15 protein-coding genes are annotated in these 19,021 nt (G+C 45.2%); 7 read left to right on the top strand and 8 right to left on the bottom strand.

Translation table 11 applies throughout. The features are described from left to right. Positions 1-45: 45 nt before the first annotated feature. From AB4493_RS03020 to AB4493_RS03010, 3 genes are all read right to left on the bottom strand, one after another. The gene (locus tag AB4493_RS03020; protein WP_154723873.1) at positions 46-831 is read right to left on the bottom strand and encodes an HNH endonuclease; all 786 of its coding nucleotides are present in this window, start codon (positions 829-831) and stop codon (positions 46-48) included. 440 nt (positions 832-1,271) lie between these two features. Beyond that, positions 1,272-3,569 (bottom strand): formate C-acetyltransferase, encoded by a 2,298-nt coding sequence (pflB, locus tag AB4493_RS03015; RefSeq protein WP_372154493.1) that lies wholly within the window; start codon positions 3,567-3,569, stop codon positions 1,272-1,274. Between the two features lie 232 nt (positions 3,570-3,801). Next, positions 3,802-4,146, bottom strand: coding sequence for a multidrug efflux SMR transporter (locus tag AB4493_RS03010; RefSeq protein WP_017061635.1), 345 nt, complete (start codon positions 4,144-4,146; stop codon positions 3,802-3,804). A 320-nt stretch (positions 4,147-4,466) separates the two neighbouring features. Here AB4493_RS03010 and AB4493_RS03005 point away from each other — a divergent pair, with 320 nt between their 5' ends. Then, entirely contained in the window at positions 4,467-5,615 is a 1,149-nt protein-coding gene (locus AB4493_RS03005) for an S-(hydroxymethyl)glutathione dehydrogenase/class III alcohol dehydrogenase (RefSeq protein ID WP_017064961.1), read from the top strand. A 154-nt stretch (positions 5,616-5,769) separates the two neighbouring features. Further along, the gene (gene fghA, locus AB4493_RS03000) at positions 5,770-6,609 is read left to right on the top strand and encodes an S-formylglutathione hydrolase (protein ID WP_048658978.1); all 840 of its coding nucleotides are present in this window, start codon (positions 5,770-5,772) and stop codon (positions 6,607-6,609) included. Between the two features lie 77 nt (positions 6,610-6,686). Here fghA and AB4493_RS02995 read toward each other — a convergent pair whose 3' ends face one another. Next, positions 6,687-7,769 (bottom strand): pyridoxal phosphate-dependent aminotransferase, encoded by a 1,083-nt coding sequence (locus AB4493_RS02995; protein WP_017064963.1) that lies wholly within the window; start codon positions 7,767-7,769, stop codon positions 6,687-6,689. Positions 7,770-8,075: 306 nt separating this feature from the next. Here AB4493_RS02995 and AB4493_RS02990 point away from each other — a divergent pair, with 306 nt between their 5' ends. Together AB4493_RS02990 and AB4493_RS02985 are read left to right on the top strand one after the other, a co-directional pair. Beyond that, complete coding sequence (locus tag AB4493_RS02990) at positions 8,076-8,477, top strand: hypothetical protein (protein WP_017061631.1); 402 nt, start codon at positions 8,076-8,078, stop codon at positions 8,475-8,477. Between the two features lie 224 nt (positions 8,478-8,701). After that, positions 8,702-9,439 carry an NUDIX domain-containing protein gene (locus AB4493_RS02985; RefSeq protein ID WP_017071682.1) on the top strand — a complete coding sequence of 246 codons (738 nt, stop codon included), beginning with the start codon at positions 8,702-8,704 and terminating at the stop codon, positions 9,437-9,439. 126 nt (positions 9,440-9,565) lie between these two features. Here the strand turns inward: AB4493_RS02985 and AB4493_RS02980 are convergent, their stop codons facing one another. Then, the gene (locus AB4493_RS02980) at positions 9,566-11,086 is read right to left on the bottom strand and encodes an aldehyde dehydrogenase family protein (RefSeq protein ID WP_372130041.1); all 1,521 of its coding nucleotides are present in this window, start codon (positions 11,084-11,086) and stop codon (positions 9,566-9,568) included. Positions 11,087-11,413: 327 nt separating this feature from the next. On the opposite strand from AB4493_RS02980, the gene AB4493_RS02975 reads away from it, so the two are divergent. Next, a complete protein-coding gene (locus AB4493_RS02975; RefSeq protein ID WP_372154492.1) occupies positions 11,414-13,204 on the top strand; it encodes a sigma-54-dependent Fis family transcriptional regulator in 1,791 nt (596 codons plus the stop codon). A gap of 15 nt (positions 13,205-13,219) precedes the next feature. Here the strand turns inward: AB4493_RS02975 and AB4493_RS02970 are convergent, their stop codons facing one another. Continuing rightward, entirely contained in the window at positions 13,220-14,071 is an 852-nt protein-coding gene (locus AB4493_RS02970) for a LysR family transcriptional regulator (RefSeq protein ID WP_102398054.1), read from the bottom strand. Between the two features lie 98 nt (positions 14,072-14,169). Here AB4493_RS02970 and AB4493_RS02965 point away from each other — a divergent pair, with 98 nt between their 5' ends. Beyond that, positions 14,170-14,817 (top strand): glutathione S-transferase family protein, encoded by a 648-nt coding sequence (locus AB4493_RS02965; protein ID WP_017069761.1) that lies wholly within the window; start codon positions 14,170-14,172, stop codon positions 14,815-14,817. A gap of 143 nt (positions 14,818-14,960) precedes the next feature. Next, positions 14,961-16,403, top strand: a complete 1,443-nt coding sequence (locus AB4493_RS02960; protein ID WP_136982339.1) for an N-acylglucosamine 2-epimerase — start codon at positions 14,961-14,963, stop codon at positions 16,401-16,403. Positions 16,404-16,545: 142 nt separating this feature from the next. Here the strand turns inward: AB4493_RS02960 and AB4493_RS02955 are convergent, their stop codons facing one another. Beyond that, positions 16,546-17,991 (bottom strand): sucrose-6-phosphate hydrolase, encoded by a 1,446-nt coding sequence (locus AB4493_RS02955; protein ID WP_372154491.1) that lies wholly within the window; start codon positions 17,989-17,991, stop codon positions 16,546-16,548. Next, positions 17,988-18,947 carry an aminoimidazole riboside kinase gene (locus AB4493_RS02950; RefSeq protein ID WP_017061624.1) on the bottom strand — a complete coding sequence of 320 codons (960 nt, stop codon included), beginning with the start codon at positions 18,945-18,947 and terminating at the stop codon, positions 17,988-17,990. The genes AB4493_RS02955 and AB4493_RS02950 overlap by 4 nt, the downstream gene beginning before the upstream one ends. Positions 18,948-19,021: the final 74 nt, after the last annotated feature.

Below are 19,021 nucleotides of genomic sequence, written 5' to 3'. Positions count from 1 at the left end.
ACTTATGCCCTCTTAAGCAGCTTAATAAATAGTGGATACACTAAACTACCAAAATATAGGCATAGCATTTGATGTGACAACAACTGAACCACTTTTTTTCCCATTGCAAGGCTGACACAGTATTTGCAAATTTGTCGGATCATTAACTCCATTTAGTGCAATGGGCACTATATGATCAATAGCTAACTTACCTTGTGTATGAAACATCGAACTTAGGTCAGTTTTACAGATTGCGCATAGACCTTTTTCTCGGCAAAAAAGAGCTCGCTCTAACCATTTTGGCCAACGACTAAATCGAGCAGTCTTTTCACCAATTCCATCAGCAACTTTTAAGTTAAAAGCTTTCATTGCTTCACGATCAGAGAAAAGCAAAGTAAAGACTTCAGTTACAATTATCGGTGGCAGCTTTTCAAAAACTAAATCTTCCAAATATTCTAGTGCGTACTGATACTTGTAATCTTCTTTGTGTTCATCGGTAACTTGAATTGTCTCGCCTGTATCATCGTCTCTATACCACTCCTCGATATATCTTTCTAATGTTAGGTACTCAATTTGATGTGAGTTGAGCATAGCCAAAACGGGAGTTACATCTTCATAATCCCAACCACAACCTCGGAAGTGAAAATTCAAATCATCTCTTACAACATAATCAATGTAATCGTGAAGAATTGTCCACTTTTGAGGTTTCAAAATTTGAGCATCCAAATCACTAGCGACATCTACAGGATCAATTACATAGTCTGATTCAAAAATCGCTTTTCTGACTTTATCAGCATAAGCGTAAGACTCACTGAAATTAAAAGTGTGACATTGTGACAATATATGACTCATTTCAACCACCTATTTAACTATTGCTCGCTGCCACTGTGCAGGTCTAATTATTTGTAATTAGGCAGTTATACGCCACAACGCCTTCTAACAAACGATGTGCAAATTGTATCACAGGAAGAAGGGCAATCAGAATGTGAGGCTATATAAGTGCTTCACACTATTAGAAATTGTTATGAAGGTAATCAGGTCGTCAAACTCCTTTCGGGGCAAAGATAAGTTAGAGCTCCTAGTGATCTCTGACATAAAAAACAAGCGAATCCCCCCAAAAAAAGCATCAAAGTAATTCCAATCACCGCGTAAATATCGGTTTTGCCCATATACTAGCCAAGACAACGCGACGCCCAACGACATCATTAGCGCCATACTCCACGCACAAAAAAGCGCGAGAAACGGATGTCATTCTCGCGCTTTTTTAGAACCGTATATCTTGAAGTTTACGGTTAAATCTTAGCAGTAAACGTACGGCTAATTACATCCTGTTGCTGCTCACGTGTTAACGAGTTGAACCTCACAGCGTAACCCGAGACTCGGATGGTTAACTGTGGGTATTTTTCTGGATGTTCGACGGCATCCAACAACATGTCACGGTTAAGCACGTTCACGTTAAGATGTTGCCCACCCTCAACACGAATCGATCCTGCACTTTCTTCATGGTGGAAGTAACCATCCATTAGTGCTGCTAGGTTCACTTTTTGGCTTAGATCATCTTTACCTAGTGCATTTGGTACGATTGAGAAGGTGTAAGAAATACCATCTTTAGCGTACTCGAACGGCAGTTTGGCAACTGAAGAAAGTGAAGCCACCGCCCCTTTCTCATCACGACCGTGCATTGGGTTTGCGCCCGGGCCAAATGGCATACCAGCGCGGCGACCATCAGGCGTGTTACCGGTTTTTTTACCATATACAACGTTTGAAGTAATCGTAAGGATAGATTGAGTTGGAACCGCTTCACGGTAGGTGTTCCTTTTCTGAATTTTCTTCATAAAACGTTCAACCAAATCACAAGCAATATCATCGACACGTGAATCGTTGTTGCCGAATTTTGGATATTCGCCTTCAATATCAAAGTCGACAGCGATGCCATCTTCGTTACGTACTGGTGTTACCTTCGCGTATTTGATAGCCGCTAACGAGTCAGCAACAACCGACAGCCCTGCAATACCACAAGCCATTGTGCGATGAACATCGCGATCCATTAATGCCATTAACGATGCTTCATAGCTGTAACGGTCATGCGAGTAATGGATCACGTTCAACGCAGTGACGTATTGCGTTGCAAGCCAATCCATCATGTCATCAAAGCGAGGCATTAAGTGGTCAAAATCGAGAACTTCATCTTCGATACGAGCAACTTGAGGACCAACCTGCATGTTAGATTTTTCATCAACACCACCGTTAATGGTGTAAAGCAACGCTTTAGCAAGGTTTGCACGAGCACCAAAGAACTGCATATGTTGGCCAACCACCTGTGGGCTCACACAACACGCAATCGCGTAATCGTCATTATCAAAATCCGCACGCATTAGATCATCGTTCTCATACTGAAGTGATGAGGTTTCGATAGACACTTTAGCCGCGTATTGTTTAAACGCGATAGGCAGTTGTTCAGACCATAGAACCGTCATGTTCGGCTCTGGTGCTGGGCCCATCGTGTGCAATGTGTGCAAGTAGCGGAAAGTCGTTTTGCTAACAAGAGTACGACCATCAACGCCCATACCAGCCATTGCTTCTGTTGCCCAAATTGGGTCGCCAGAGAACAATGAATCATATTCAGGAGTGCGAAGGAAACGAACCATACGAAGCTTCATGATGAAATGGTCAATCAACTCTTGCGCTTGTTTTTCATCAATCAGACCAAGTTTAAGGTCACGTTCGATGTAAACATCTAGGAAGGTTGATGTGCGGCCTAGCGACATCGCAGCACCATTTTGAGACTTAACCGCAGCTAAGTAACCAAAATAGGTAAATTGGATTGCTTCTTGCGCAGTACGAGCAGGAGAAGACATATCAATGCCGTACTTCAAACCCATTTCTCGCATTTCATCAAGGGCACGAATTTGATCAGTAAGCTCTTCACGTAGACGCAATGTCTTATCTAAATCACCACCCGTTTCAAGCATCTTCTGAGTCGATTTGAATTGCTCATTTTTGTCTGATTTTAGGAAGTCGATACCGTACAAAGCAAGACGACGGTAGTCGCCGATAATGCGTCCACGACCATAAGCATCCGGCAGACCAGTAATAATACCAGAACGGCGACATGCTTTAATTTCGTCGGTATAAAGATCGAACGCTACTTGGTTATGCGTTTTGCGGTACTCAGTGAAGATCTTTTCGATTTGTGGCTCTAATTCACGACCGTACACTTCGCACGACGTTTTCACCATTCGAATACCACCATTGGCGATGATGCCGCGTTTCAGTGGTTTATCGGTTTGTAGACCCACGATTTTTTCGAGGTTTTTTACAATGTAACCGGCATCGTGTGAGGTGATAGTGGAAACGATATCAGTATCAAAATCGACAGGGGCATGAGTGCGGCTTTCTTCTTTAATACCTTCTAGCACCGACTCCCATAGCTGTGTCGTCGAATCCGACACGTCCGCAAGAAAAGACTCATCGCCTTCATAAGGGGTGTAGTTTCTCTGAATAAAATCACGTGCATTAACGGATGTTTGCCAGTCGCCAGCTTGAAATCCCGTCCAAGCTTCCATCATATCGGTTGTCGGAATAGTCATAATGACCCCCTAAGTTATTGATAAACAGATAATATCTATGATTATTTATAATCATTGGTTTCTGCTGGCTATACTAAACCGACCAATCTATGAGTAAAGTGAGCTGTTTTCATAAAATACATGCACAAAATGCATTTATTGGAATTACTATATTATATTCAATACCTTAAGTTGAAGGCTAACTACTCTAGATTCCAATTAGTTTGTTCCTTCAGAAGTAGGAAATAGACTCTTAGTGACTCACCGACGTTGAAAACAGGTTAATGACCACCACACCAGACAGAATCAAAGCGATGCCAATGATCGCGTAGATGTCTAGCTTTTGCCCGTAGACCAACCAAGACAACGCCGCGACCAACACTATCCCTGCGCCACACCAAATCGCATACGCCACACCCAAAGACATGGTTTGAACCGTGAGAGACAACAGATAAAAAGCAAAGCCATAACCGACGAGTACTGCGGCGGTCGCAGGAAGGGAAGTAAATTGCTGCGTTTTAGGCAATAAAGAAGTCGCGACAACTTCAAGCACGATGGCAAGTGACAGCATCACTGGAGGCGGAAGAGATAAAAGCATGTATGAGTCCACAACATTAAATACGGCGCTCAGAATATTGTAGTTTTATTTCCAATTCATGTGATTTTCAGTAAGCAATTATTATGACGTACCTTAAAAATTCTTAAGTGTGACTTTCGGTTAACACGAGGAACCTAAATGCTCTATTATTACAAATAAGTAATAATCATTTTCTATTTAAGGGGATTATCAAAACATGCACTCACACCTATACTAGCTCCAACAAAACGAGAGAGCGGAAACAATTAAGCTCAACTACGCTTAACGGGTTGAATTTAATTGCACAGTTATCCGCTGTACTGACATATAGGAAACATCCAATGACAATCGAAATTAAACCTGGTCAAACGCATATCAAATCAAAAGCAATGGTTGCATGGGCAGCTGGCGAGCCACTAAAAATGGAAGAAGTTGATGTACAACTTCCTAAAGCTGGTGAGGTTCTAGTTCGCATCGTTGCTACTGGTGTTTGTCACACTGACGCATTCACATTATCAGGTGACGATCCAGAAGGTATCTTCCCTTCAATTCTTGGTCACGAAGGTGGCGGTATCGTTGAGATGATCGGCGAAGGCGTTACAAGTGTTGAGATTGGCGACCACGTTATCCCACTTTACACAGCAGAATGTGGCGAATGTAAGTTCTGTAAATCTGGTAAAACTAACCTATGCCAAGCCGTTCGTGAAACGCAAGGTAAAGGCCTAATGCCAGACGGTACAAGCCGCTTCTCTATCAATGGCGAAACAATTTTCCATTACATGGGTTGCTCGACTTTCTCTGAATACACAGTACTTCCAGAAATCTCACTAGCGAAAGTAAGCAAAGAAGCACCACTTGAAGAAGTTTGTCTTCTAGGTTGTGGTGTAACAACGGGTATGGGCGCTGTATTAAACACAGCTAAAGTTGAAAAAGGTGACAACGTTGCTGTATTCGGCCTAGGCGGTATCGGTCTTTCTGCAATCATTGGTGCTCGCATGGCTGGTGCTGACCGCATCATCGGTGTTGATATCAACGAGAGCAAATTCGAGCTAGCAAAACAGCTTGGCGCGACAGACTGCATCAACCCAACTAAATTCGACAAGCCAATCCAAGACGTTATCGTAGAGATGACAGACGGTGGTGTTGAGTACTCTTTCGAGTGTATCGGTAACGTAAACGTGATGCGTCAAGCACTTGAGTGCTGCCACAAAGGTTGGGGCGAATCAGTCATCATTGGTGTTGCGGGTGCAGGTCAAGAGATCGCAACTCGTCCATTCCAACTAGTGACTGGTCGCGTATGGCGTGGTTCTGCTTTCGGTGGTGTTAAAGGCCGCTCTGAGCTTCCAGAAATCGTAAACCGTTACATGGCGGGTGAGTTTGGACTTCAAGAGTTCATCACTCATACAATGGGTCTGCAAGACGTAAACGAAGCATTCGACCTAATGCACAAAGGTGAATCTATCCGTACTGTTCTACACATGGATAAGTAACACATCTTGGCCTCGATTCTTTCGAGCATCGAGGCCACAGCTACAAATGAATAGCAACAAACTGTCTTCACCACCTCCTGCCCGGTGGGTGGTGAAACTTTATGTAATATAGACAAATTTACTCCCAAACCATCAACCTAACGGAGCACAATAGATGACAATCGAAAACATTAGCCAAGCAAAGGTTGCTGGTGGTTGGCACAAACAATACACCCACTTTTCTGCAACGCTTGACTGCAACATGCGTTTTGCGATTTTCTTGCCACCTAACGCAAGCAAAGAAAACCCAGTTCCTGTTTTGTATTGGTTGTCAGGCTTAACCTGTACCGATGAAAACTTCATGCAAAAAGCCGGCGCTTTCAAAGCCGCGGCTGAGCAAGGCATCGCGATTGTTGCACCAGACACTAGCCCACGTGGCGAAGGTGTTGCCGACGATGAAAATTACGATCTCGGCCAAGGTGCAGGCTTCTATGTGAATGCCACTCAAGCGCCATGGGACAGCCATTACCACATGTACGATTACGTGGTAACAGAGCTCCCTGCATTAATTGAGTCGTTCTTCCCTGTTACATCCGTAAAATCGATTTCTGGTCACAGCATGGGCGGACATGGTGCCCTAACGATTGGCATTAAAAACGAAGATAGCTACCGTTCTATCTCTGCATTCAGCCCAATCACCAACCCAATGCAATGCCCTTGGGGACAAAAAGCCTTCAACCAATACCTAGGCTTGGATATTGAAGAGTGGAAACACTACGATGCCTCTGAGCTTCTAAAAACCAAAGGCACTAAGCTACCAATGTTGGTTGACCAAGGCGAAGCGGACAACTTCCTAATTGAGCAGCTTAAACCTGAGCAATTAGTCGAAGCGGCTAAGGTAACCAATGCCGATTTAGAGCTACGTATGCAGCCAGGTTACGACCATAGCTACTTCTTCATCTCTAGCTTTATTGATGAGCATATTGAGTTCCACGCTGCTTACTTAAACAAGTAGCCAGATGAATTTAGCCCGCACTTTGTAAACGCAAGGTGCGGGCTTTTTTATGCCTACTGATTTTATAACGGTTGCTTTTATAACTGCTTAATACGCTGCTTTAACGCTTCTAAATCTATATCATTGCCAACAATTCGTAATCGAACATACTCTTCAGTCATCGCGTCGCACGTAATAGCAAAATTGACACCCGAACATGTCTTAATACCGATACTCTCAAATAGCTTTGAAAGGTGAGTTCCTCTCTTTTTCAACAACATAATGGGCGTCGATATTGACGTGCCAACCACCTCAATATTGTTCTCAGACAACAAGCCGATCATTTGCTGCTTAAAGTATTCAGTTTTGCTGCGGTTCATTTCTAAGAAGTGTTTTGCATTGGGTAAGGTCGCCGATGCGATTTTTATTGAGGGGTAAGTCGGCGTAAACACACTCACCGCAGCTTCGATTGCAGAAGTCAGGTTTTCACTGCTGGCTAAGTAACCGAGTCGAATCCCAGCGAGCCCTAAACCTTTAGAAAAGGTTCGTAAAACTATTAAGTTGTCCAAGACTAAGGTCTGATCGAGCATAGACTGCTCAGGGGTCAGGTATTCACCATATGCCTCGTCGACAATCAAAATAGCGCCAGAACGCTCACATACTCTCGCTATCTCGACCAAATAAGCTCTGTCGTAGATTCGACCCGTTGGGTTGTTGGGATTATCGATATACACCAAGGCAGGATTTTGACTGCTTATTTTTGATGCCAACACACCGAACAGATCCGACTCGTTTTGATAATCAAACATGTTGATGGACTGGTACTTCCCGCCCACCAAAGTGAACTCTGATACTGCTTCAACAAACTGAGGGCCAATGCCTATCATGGTGCGATTGTTGTGATCGATAAGTTTATTGAAGATAAGTTCTAGCGCCCCAAGAGAGCCCGTGGTGTACGTAATACGACAATCTTCAATCCCAATAAACTGGCGAGTCAGATAAGTCAGCTCCGAAAGCTCCCTGTGGCAATAGTACTTATCAATACCGTAGATAATATCTTTGATCACATGTTCAGGAATTTCTGGTGCGCCAAATGGATTGGAGCCAAGTGAACAATCGATACGAAATGAGTGATCGACATAAGAATGGTATTCGCCACTTAACCGTGGATTTAAATGCATAAGAAAACGCTCAAAAAATATTCATGCGCTATTCTTATCGTACTGAATTTTATCTATATAGGTCATTTCGCGACAGTTCTTCGCCTTGTTTCGAGAGACTGGTTAAAAACCAAGATTGGTTCAAATAACGAATTCTCTTAAGCCATAATCAAGAGTTAAGCACTCGTGTTTACATTTCGAGTTAACCGAACCGCTTTCTTTGCGCTAGATTAAGCTGAGATAAGATAGGGTAATAACAGAGCTTGCATCTTTACTCTCCCTAGTTACCATAGCCCCATTAACATCCCCCATATTTTGAAGGTTGCTATGAAAGCAATTAAGACTCTTTTCTTCCTGATGGTTTTATTGAGCGGTCTGTTTACCGCTTGGCTGTTTATTCCAATTCCAGCGACCATGGACAAGCAAACGCTCGACGTTCCATTAACGGAACCATTCAAGCTTGTTGCGTATCGCAGCAACCCGAATGATGCGAGCAAGCCGCTGACTTACCACTACTATGTGATTTCAGATGTGGTTGGTGTAGACGACATGGACCCATTCCTGATTACCACGGACCAGTTCGTGAAGCTTGGCGAATTCGACGAGAACACATTCAACCTTACGGTTAACGGCAAGATTGATAGCTACACCAACGATTTGTGGATCAAGAAATCTGATGGCAAGCTTCAACACTGGTACGTGAGTATTAACGCGAACTATATTCGTTAAAATCGAACTGCAATAAACCTCATTTTAAAACTGCGCTTTGGCTTCCAAGCGCAGTTTTTGTTTCTAGCAACACCCTCCACTTATCCCGACCCGTTCGACATAAACTGCATTGCCTACTTTTGATTCACTGCTGCCCTTGCTCTCAAGGTGTTATAAGCTCTTTAGATACGATAAGCTCAGACCATGCTCGACGCCCAATAAATCAAAATAATAAAGGATCACCCTTGGAATTTACGCTCGACAAATTTAACGGCATCATCATTGACCCAGCAACAGCCCCTCACGATGTTGACTCATTCAATGCCGAACTCAGCGAGATCACCGAATTTTCAAAGCAGAATAACAAAGGCATCATTTGGATTAGCTTACCTATTTCACTCTCGCACCTTATTCCGGTGGCGACTGAGCTTGGCTTTGTGTTTCACAACTGCTTAGAAGACGAGATTACGCTGATCCACAAATCCGAGATTGTAGAGTTTGTGCCTTTCATTCCGACCCACACCTTGGGTGCTGGCGCGTTAATCACTAACGAACACAACCAAGTGCTGATGATTAAAGAACACGGCATGACGGGCTACAAATTACCGGGCGGTCATATTGAGTTGGGTGAAGGCATTGAAGAATCCGTGGTTCGAGAAACCTTAGAAGAGACTGGCATCGAAGCCACGTTCGTTTCAGTGGTTGGCATGGCGACGAGACACCCGTATCAATTCGGAAAGTCTAACCTCTACTTTGTTTGTCACCTTATCGCTCAAACTCAAGAGATTGCGATTCAAGACACAGATGAAATTGCAGAAGCTAAATGGATTGATGTTGAAGAGTACATTAACAACCCCGACAGCTACCCGTTCAACCGCCAGTTAGTCGGCTCTTTGATAGGCAAACAAGGATTAGAACTTACCCAACTAGAAGGCAACTATGGCCCAGTCCACAAGCCCGAGATCTTCTTTTCGCAAAACTAGAGCGATTCAAATATAAAAACGCCAAGCTCATAAGAACTTGGCGTTTTGCTTTTCATTTTACTTGTATTGTTTAAGCCATCTCGTTGCTAGTGACTTCCTAATAGACTGTTCTAGAACCTATCTATTTTAGAAAAATCCTAGTGGGTTAGTATCGTAGCTGATCAACAGGTTCTTAGTATTTTGGTAGTGATCGAGCATCATCTTATGTGTCTCACGGCCGATACCCGACTTCTTGTAACCACCAAACGCGGCATGAGCTGGGTAAGCGTGGTAGCAGTTCACCCAGATACGGCCGGCTTCAATGTTGCGACCCATTCGATACGCGAGGTTTGCATCACGCGTCCACACGCCTGCACCCAAGCCATATTCGGTATCATTGGCTATCTCGAGTGCTTCTGCTTCATCTTTAAACGTCGTCACCGCGATAACAGGACCGAAGATCTCCTCTTGGAATACTCGCATCTTGTTGTGCCCTTCCAACATTGTTGGCTGGATGTAATAACCATTACCGAGATCATCAGATTGCTGCGCAACTTCGCCACCTGTCAGCACTTTCGCACCCTCTTGACGACCGATTTCAAGGTAACTCAGAATCTTATCGAACTGCTCTTTTGAAGCTTGTGCACCAACCTGAGTATCAGTATCTAGCGGGTTACCTTGTTTAATAGTTTGAGCACGCTCGACCACCTTGGCGATGAACTTGTCGTACACCGATTCATGGATCAGCACACGTGATGGACAGGTACACACTTCACCTTGGTTGAAGAACGCCAGCAACATGCCTTCGACACACTTATCAAGGTATTCGTCTTCATGGTTAAAGATGTCTGGGAAATAGATATTTGGAGACTTACCGCCAAGCTCAACCGTTGATGGAATCAAGCTTTCAGCCGCACATTTCAAGATGTGGTGACCGACTTCTGTCGAACCGGTAAAGGCCAATTTCGCTAAACGATCGCTGGTTGCTAACGCTTGACCCGCTTCGTTACCAAAACCATTGACGATGTTGACTACGCCTGCAGGTAGAAGATCAGCGATCTTCTCCATCATCACTAAGATCGATGTCGGTGTTTGCTCCGCTGGCTTCATCACAACACAGCAACCCGCAGCCAGTGCTGGCGCCAATTTCCAAGCCGCCATTAAAATCGGAAAGTTCCAAGGAATGATCTGCCCTACTACACCAATTGGCTCAGGGAAGTGGTAACTCGCGGTGTTTGAATCGAGCTCTGCTGCGCTGCCTTCTTGCGCTCGAATACAGCCCGCAAAGTAACGGAAGTGATCGACAACCAAAGGGATGTCTGCCGCCAGAGTTTCACGAACTGGTTTGCCGTTTTCCCACGTCTCCGCCACCGCGATTTCTTCTAGGTTAGCTTCAATACGGTCGGCAATTTTAAGTAGGATATTGGAACGTTCTGTCACACTGGTCGCAGCCCAACTAGCACGAGCCGCATGCGCCGCATCGAGTGCCAAGCTAATGTCTGCCTCTGTTGAACGTGCCACTTGGCAATACACCTGACCATTCACTGGGGAAGTGTTATCAAAATACTCGCCGCTGACAGGCTTCACCCACTCGCCACCGATAAAGTTATCGTATTGAGCTTTAAAGTTCACCACTGCGTTGTCACTACCCGGCTGTGCGTAAATCATAGTTAGATCCTTCTTCGATTTGATATTCGTTATTGAGCTAGAGCTGTCTTATTTTTGTGGCGGCTCCCCTTGAGAAAAGAACTCATGGCGAGACGCCCATGTTTATGCTTTCTGTTTAAAACACTGATACTTCGTGTTTTCTTCACAACAGTAACAACGCAAATCACACGCCAGAACTTCAAAACTTGTTGTTAATAAATTGTAAAACTATGATTACCAAACGTTTACAACCCAAAGTGAGTTGGCATTGAACGGACGTATGGAAACCACTCCAGTGTTCAACTGTTCCAAATTGGTACACCCTCACTGTTACGACATGGAACAGTCATGCACCTTCAACAAGCAAACACCTCAGATTGGCTTTCGTCCTCTTGGCACCGCAGCACAGAAGCGGGTCTAAAACAGAGACGACTTCCTGAAGACATTCGCCTACCACAATCGATTCTTAAGCAGCGACGTCATCAATCGGCTGACTTGATCCACATCGTCGAACGCAATGCGCTGCCTTTGTTTAATCAGATGTTTGCTCGTACCGACAGTCGTTTGATTCTGACCGATATTGAAGGGGTGATTCTGGCGAGTTGGGGACAGGAGCGGTTTAAGGAGAAGCTGACATCAATTGCACTCAGCTCAGGAGCGTGTTGGCAGGAACAACTTAAGGGCACCAACGCCATTGGCACCGCGATAGTAGAAGCTAAACCAGTATCCATCATTGGTGAGCAGCACTTCATCCACCAGCATCGATTTATCAGCTGTTCAGCAAGCCCGGTGTTTGATCACCAAGGGAACATGGTTGGCGTATTGGACATTACCAGTGAGCAGCAACAGCACGACAGTTCGGTGCAGCTACTGGTTCAAAATATGGTTCAGCTTGTTGAAAACCAGCTACTGAGCCACATCCCACAAGGCACCACTCGCATCGACCTCGCATGTGAGAAATCGTTATTACACAGTGGTTGGCAAGGGATTGTAATAGCCAATGAAGCTGGGGAGGTGGTGGCACACAATCAGGTCGCCTCTCAACTATTGGATCAAACCTCGATCGTCGGTGAGAGTATCGATACCCTCTTCAACCGAACCTCATTAGACACGCCTTTTGTATTTGAGAAACAACACCTCAAACAACCAACCACCAAACGCACGCGCTCCATTTCAGCATCGTGTGATTTGCACCATGGCGAGCAACAAATCGAACACGCTTGGCAGCAAGCCAACAAGGTAATCGATAAAGGGATCAGTTTGTTGATCTTAGGAGAAACAGGAGTTGGCAAAGGCGAGTTTGTTAAAGCGCTGCACAAGCAAAGCCAGCGTAAGTCTTCGCCCTTGGTAGCGGTAAATTGTGGCGCGCTGCCTAAAGACCTTATCGAATCTGAACTGTTTGGTTACGCGCCGGGCGCCTTTACGGGAGCAAGCCACAAGGGCTTCCAAGGTAAGATCCGTCAAGCAGATAAAGGGATTCTATTTCTAGATGAGATCGCCGACATGCCTTTAGAAGCTCAGTGCCGACTACTGCATGTTCTGCAAGACAAATCCGTGGTGCCAGTTGGTTCTAATCAAAGCTATCAAGTCGATTGTCAGATCATCGCTGCAACTCACAAAAACCTCGAGCAGTTAGTCGCAACAGGTGAGTTTAGGCAAGACCTGTATTACAGACTCAATGGCTTAGCCTTCACCTTGCCAAGCCTACAACACCGACAAGACAAGCACGCTTTAATCGAGCACATTCATCGTAAATACGCCGAAGACGAACAGACAATCTGCCCGCACTTGATGAGCTTACTGTGCGCCTATTCTTGGCCGGGTAATATCCGCGAATTAGACAACTTACTTAAGGTTGCTGCTCTATTAGCAAGTGATGAACCCCAACTCACACTCGAGCATGTGCCCAGCCACCTTGCTCAACATCTCACGTCATTAGCACACGATAATCAGCATCAGCTAATGACTTCTAATGCCATCAAAGGTACAGCGAGTAACGATTTAAGAAGCACCGTTGAAGAAACCTTGCTGCAAACCTATCAAGCCAACCAAGGCAACATAAGTAAGACTTCGAGAATACTCGGTATCAGCCGCAATACCATTTATCGAAAATTGAAAAGCTTGGGAATCCTCCAATAGGAAGATGAACCTAAGCTACTCAGAACCCAGCTCCACAAGTTGATTGAGCACTTCTTTATCCAATACCGGGTGATGCTTACTCGCTAGGATCAGCACAATATCGACCGAAGGCAACGGCGGCATATCATCAAGAATTTTCAAATCTGAAGTCACGCTTAGCTTACCCATCGCACCAATCGCTAATCCTGCTTTCACGATTGCACGCTGCGCTGAAGCGGTATTGCTACACGCCAATAACTGATAAGGCGTGCCCTGCTTGGTTAAGCCATTCACTGCCGCTGCGTGGTACTTACAATCGGTCTGAAACAAGGCTAGTGGGACTGGTTTAGACTCATCGAACACATAATCAGGGCTGCTTATCCATACTCCGATATCATGAGTGAGCCAGTAACCCTCTTCACTATCGGGCGCTCGGGTGACAATCGCCGCATCAAGCCTGCCGTCATCCAACCACTCTCTCAGCGTAATGCTGGGCAGGCTGAATATTTGGATTGAACAGGTGGGTTCTGCTTTCTGCAACAGGCGAATCACTTTCGGCAGAATGGTGTCATTGTAGTCTTCAGGGCAGCCGAGTCGCAGAGGTTGTTTGTCTTCGTAACGCTTTACTTGCTTAAGTGCGGTATTGTGAAGGGCGACCAACTGTTCGGCATGAGATCGCAGCGCTAAGCCAGCTTCAGTCAGTATTAAATTACGTCCTTCTTTCTGGAAAAGAGTGACGTTGAGTTCTTCTTCCAACTTACGCATCTGAGCACTGAATGCCGATTGGGTGCGATTTATCTGTTTCGCTGCACGAGTGAAACTACTGGTTTCTACAAACGCGAGAAAGCCTCGCAAAGCATCAATATCCATATTGAAATCACCACCCATCGTTTTTGTTAATGTATTGCATCAAAATTATCCGTTAGTGCGCCACAATACAATCCCCTAATCTCAAATGCATGCCCACCAAACGCAAGGAAGCAACGATGCAGCTTTATATTGGAAACCAGAACTACTCAACTTGGTCACTGCGCGCATGGCTAATATTCGACAACTACAACCTGAATGCAGAAGTCATCAAGCTCAAGCTGTTCACCTCTGATTTTTACGACACTCTGGCGAAAGTGACGCCAACGGCCAAGGTTCCAACCCTAGTTGATGGTAATGTTGCGGTGTGGGATTCATTGGCGATTCTCGAATACGTTAACGATGCCTATTTGGACGGTGCAGCGTGGCCTAGCTCAGTGAAAGAACGCGCCCATGCCCGAGCAATTTCCGCCGAGATGCACTCTGGGTTCTTTGCCGTCAGAAATGAAATGCCGATGAACTGCCGCGCACAACGAAAGCTCACACTGAGTGAAGACGCACTGAAAGACATCGCTCGTATTGATGCAATATGGTCTGCACAAATGGAACAATACCCAGAGGGATGGTTATTTGGTGAATGGTCGATTGCCGATGCGATGTTTGCACCCGTCGCATTGCGCGTAGAAACCTATGGAATACAACTTTCCGAAAAGGCATCGCAGTATCAACAACGTGTGCTTAACAGTCCATCAATACAAAAATGGCTGGCAGAGGCAAGCTTAGAAACCGATGTGGTTGAAGAAGATGAGGCGGGCAAGCCAGTATAAAATACAAGACACCCTTCCAAAGCTCACTAGTCTGTGAGCTTTTATCTAAACCTTATTAATTTGGTCGATTGTGATCGCCTAATCACAATGTGCAGATGTGATTGTTTATATTCAAAGAAATTCAAATAGTTAAGATAAACATCATGTTACGAGCAACGATCGCATTACTCAGTATTACTAGCTTCGCCGTATCTGCCAACGCCCATCTTCCTTCTGGAGAAGAGTGGCTCAACCATGCGACTGAAGGGCTTGCACCTTATTGGTTAATGCCTAGCGCTCAAGGAGAACCGGTAGGAAACTTCCCTACTTTCCGCTGTGATGACGGTACCTTGCTCGATGTTTCTGATGTGTGCCATGAACTAAACAAAGGCTGGATCACGCCACACTTTGGCAAAGAGTTTACGCGGATGAAGTCACGTCAAACTTATGCCTATGGCGTGCTCTACCACCTTAGTGGCGATAAGCAGGCTTTAGCGCTTGCCAAGCAAGGAGCCTACTACATCATTGATCAGCTAGAAGATAAGCAAAACGGCGGCTTTATCGGCTACACAAAAGAGGGAAAAGTAGGCCAGAATTGGCAGCAGCGTACTTCTCAAGATCAAGCGTATGCATTAGTTGGCCTTGCCATGTATTACTACCTGACTCAAGACAAAAAGGTAGAAGAAGCACTCATCGCACAACAAGCTTTTATCTTTGATAAATATCGACTTAGCGACAACAGCGGTCTTGCTTGGGTACTTGCGGATGGTGAAGATGGCAAAGCCACACAGCGTGAACTGGTCGCGCAACTTGATCAGATTAACGGTTATATGCTGTTAGTCGCTCCCCTGCTAAAAGAGCCCACCAAGACAAGATGGCTTGATGATCTAAGTTGGCTGACACAAACCATGGTCGAGCACTACCACTCTGAAGATGAACAACGCTTCTACGGGGCCATTCACAGCAAAGCCGCCAAGATGCCGAATGCTAATCACAACGATTTTGGGCACACCATCAAAGCGTATTGGATGACTTACCTTACAGGCCAAACATTGAATAACTCTGAATGGAAAGAGTTTGGCATCAAAGGGATGAAACACACTCTCGTTCATGCGCAATATCAGAAAAATTTCGTGAGTGTATCCCAATATTATGGCGAAGAACTTCAGAAAGCGTGGAAAGGACAAGAGATAACTGGCTGGCAAAGCAGACCAAACACAAATTGGGCTTCATCATGGGAATGGGCGGAGCTTGATCAAGCAGCAATGACGGTTTCACTTGTCGATGATTCAATGAAAGACGTCCTGCAATACACCCTACCCACTTTTCATGATGTATGGGTCGACCATAAATACGGCGGTGTCGGGCTTGAGCCAAAACGCACCAAAGCTTTCCATTGGGGCAACGGTTATCACCAGTTTGAACATGCGCTGATTGGCTATCTATACGCACAGCAAGTTGACGCGAAGCCAGCAGTATTGCATTACGCAAGGCCGACCAACAGCGAGATGCCAATGGAACCGTATTACTATCAAGGCGATGTGGTGGAGCTATTGAATAAAGATGACGGAACGCAGAAGGTCAGTTTCAATAACATTCGACCTTAGCGTTGGTTGTTTGTTCTAAATGGACTTGAGATTCAGGGCTACGGGGAATGGACAAGGTCAAAGAGTTAGCACAATAGTGATGTCGCAGACCAAACAAAAGCCGCTGTTGATCAGCGGCTTTCTTGATGGAGATAAGCGGAGGTTAGTTGTCCAACCCTTTAATTGGGTTCATCGAGTGATAAACGGTGTTCACGTCACCAGTCATCGACAATGAACTCAAGTCATCAATGAAGAAACGGCTGGTCATTGTGTGCTTACCGCCATTGATAAAGATTTCGATCACTGACTTATCAACATAAACCTCGATGATTTGCTTGGTGCTCAACCTCGGTGCTTTTCTCACTGAGCCAAACTCTTCCGCGTAGAGCTGAGACATCTTACTGCGATCAAGCATGAACTCCTTTTCTGTAGCACTGAACACGATGTTATCACCCGCAACGTTAGCAAGTGTAAACTCAAACTCGTTAGTATCAGTTTCGAGCTCAACCATGAAGCTGGTTGTATCCAATTCAAGAGCATTTTCAACCACCACAGCTTCACCCTGTAGCGCTTTCAATTCAGGTAAAGCAGACTGAACAAGATAGCCATCTTGGATTTGAAGTTCGCGTGGTAACGACAACATGCCCGCCCACTGATACTCATTAGATGGTGTATCAATCTCAGGCAGACCAATCCAAGCAATCAGAATACGGCGGCCTGTATCATCTAAATAAGTCTGTGGTGCATAGAAATCGAAGCCATAATCTGGCTGCGCAATATCTTGGTGGTTTTCCAGTTCTACCGAATCGAGATTTAGGCGGTCACCGACGATATAAGCCACCGAGTAGATATTTTTGAAATCGTATGGATTTTCGCTAGACACACCTTGTGGAGAAAACAGCATCACCGACTGATTCTCTATTTCAAAGAAATCTGGGCATTCCCACATATAGCCAAGGTTGTTGTAACGAGTTTGAATTGGACCTTTGTGCTGCCAATTCATCAGGTCTCGGCTGCAATATAGCGCCATAGAGCCAGTATTTTGAGGCGTTTGAGCACCCACAACCATCAGATAATCGCCGCCCTGTTTCCACACTTTTGGGTCGCGGAAATGTTCGGTGTAGTGATCGTTTTCGATAACCACGCCGTGCTTTTCTATTTTGCCGTCAGCAGTCATCTTGGCAAAACATTGAGTTGGCACTCGCAACCAATTTCCGTCGCGCTTGTTACCTGTAAAAAACAACAATGCATTGTCGTTTTCAACCAATGCACCACCAGAGTAAACACCGTGAGAGTCGTAATCTTGGTCTGGGTGCAAGCCAATGCCGTGGTCTTCGAAATGAACGAAGTCTTTGGTAGAAAGGTGGTACCAGTACTTCATACCATGGACGGGGCCAACTGGCGTCCATTGGTAAAATAGGTGGTGTTCACCATTAAAGAAACACAGACCATTCGGATCATTAAGCAGACCAAACTTAGGCGCAATATGGTAGCTTGGATAGCCAGAGTCTTGTTTGCGAAGCTCTACCATCGCATCAATACTCTCTAGAGAAATATCTTCTATACGGCGATATCTTTGCTCTACTGTCCAGTTCGAGTTCAAACTCATACACTCTCCTCTACGGCATTCGTATTTGAAGAGTCTTTTTGAATAAACTGAGTAAGAGCTTCTTGCGTTGGAAGTGCGGTCATTGCGCCTTTTTGCGTGGTCGCCAGTGCACCACACCCATTCGCCCACTGAATTGCAGAATCGACGACTTGTTGATTGTTCCACTCATCATCTTGAGAAAGCTTTGCAAGCAAACCGCCAACAAAAGCATCGCCTGCACCCGTGGTATCCACTGGCGTCACTGAGCGACCTGAAATCAACACACCTTGGTTTTCAAATACTCGCCAAACGCCTTTCGCGCCCTGCGTTACCAGAACAAGCGTGTTGTTAAGATCTGCAATGTTAGCCAAACCTTGTTCCATCGAAGTTGAATCGGTTAAGAAATCCAGTTCTTCTTCTGAGAATTTAACCACATCAGCCAATTCAACCGCTTTCATGACCACAGACTTAATTTCAGATGGGTTTTGCCACACTTCATCACGAAGGTTTGGATCGAAGCTGATGTAACCGCCCGCGGCTTTCATACGTCGGATCGCTTCGAAGGTACTGCTTCGGCTTGGTTCATTAGCCAAAGAGATCGAGCAGACGTGTAGCCACTCGTTTTTCTTAAATTCGGGAATGTCTTCAACAGACATAAACTGGTCGGCACTTGGCTTAACCATAAACGTAAAGCTACGCTCGCCTTGGTCATCAAGATCGACCACCACGGTTGACGTGCGTTGTTCAGGGTCCTTCACCAAACGCTCGGTATTCACACCTTCCTTTTGCAGAGTCACTTCCATAAAAGTGCCAAACGGATCGTTACCCACTCGGCCAAAAAATGCGCTTTTGCCTAAAAGGCGAGAAATCGCTACCGCGACATTAGCAGGCGCACCGCCCGGACATTTCAATAATGTCGCGTCAGTCTCCGGAATGAGGTCGACGACGGCGTCTCCAGTTACCCAAACTTGATTCATCTTTCTTACCTTAAAACTGAAAATCATGACAACCGAAAGCGATGGCAATCGAAAGCAGTAGCAACCAAAAGCAA

Origin of the sequence: Vibrio sp. 10N.222.55.A1 (assembly GCF_041473835.1) — a bacterium.
Classification (GTDB): Bacteria; Pseudomonadota; Gammaproteobacteria; order Enterobacterales; family Vibrionaceae; genus Vibrio; species Vibrio crassostreae_C.
This window is presented reverse-complemented; position numbering and strand designations above follow the sequence as displayed.

Excerpts from the sequence above, each read along its gene's own strand:
- AB4493_RS03020 (WP_154723873.1), bottom strand. The coding sequence starts at position 831 with ATGAGTCATATATTGTCACAATGTCACACTTTTAATTTCAGTGAGTCT.
- pflB (WP_372154493.1), bottom strand. The coding sequence starts at position 3,569 with ATGACTATTCCGACAACCGATATGATGGAAGCTTGGACGGGATTTCAA.
- AB4493_RS03010 (WP_017061635.1), bottom strand. The coding sequence starts at position 4,146 with ATGCTTTTATCTCTTCCGCCTCCAGTGATGCTGTCACTTGCCATCGTG.
- AB4493_RS03005 (WP_017064961.1), top strand. The coding sequence starts at position 4,467 with ATGACAATCGAAATTAAACCTGGTCAAACGCATATCAAATCAAAAGCA.
- fghA (WP_048658978.1), top strand. The coding sequence starts at position 5,770 with ATGACAATCGAAAACATTAGCCAAGCAAAGGTTGCTGGTGGTTGGCAC.
- AB4493_RS02995 (WP_017064963.1), bottom strand. The coding sequence starts at position 7,769 with ATGCATTTAAATCCACGGTTAAGTGGCGAATACCATTCTTATGTCGAT.
- AB4493_RS02990 (WP_017061631.1), top strand. The coding sequence starts at position 8,076 with ATGAAAGCAATTAAGACTCTTTTCTTCCTGATGGTTTTATTGAGCGGT.
- AB4493_RS02980 (WP_372130041.1), bottom strand. The coding sequence starts at position 11,086 with ATGATTTACGCACAGCCGGGTAGTGACAACGCAGTGGTGAACTTTAAA.
- AB4493_RS02975 (WP_372154492.1), top strand. The coding sequence starts at position 11,414 with ATGCACCTTCAACAAGCAAACACCTCAGATTGGCTTTCGTCCTCTTGG.
- AB4493_RS02970 (WP_102398054.1), bottom strand. The coding sequence starts at position 14,071 with ATGGGTGGTGATTTCAATATGGATATTGATGCTTTGCGAGGCTTTCTC.
- AB4493_RS02965 (WP_017069761.1), top strand. The coding sequence starts at position 14,170 with ATGCAGCTTTATATTGGAAACCAGAACTACTCAACTTGGTCACTGCGC.
- AB4493_RS02960 (WP_136982339.1), top strand. The coding sequence starts at position 14,961 with ATGTTACGAGCAACGATCGCATTACTCAGTATTACTAGCTTCGCCGTA.
- AB4493_RS02955 (WP_372154491.1), bottom strand. The coding sequence starts at position 17,991 with ATGAGTTTGAACTCGAACTGGACAGTAGAGCAAAGATATCGCCGTATA.
- AB4493_RS02950 (WP_017061624.1), bottom strand. The coding sequence starts at position 18,947 with ATGAATCAAGTTTGGGTAACTGGAGACGCCGTCGTCGACCTCATTCCG.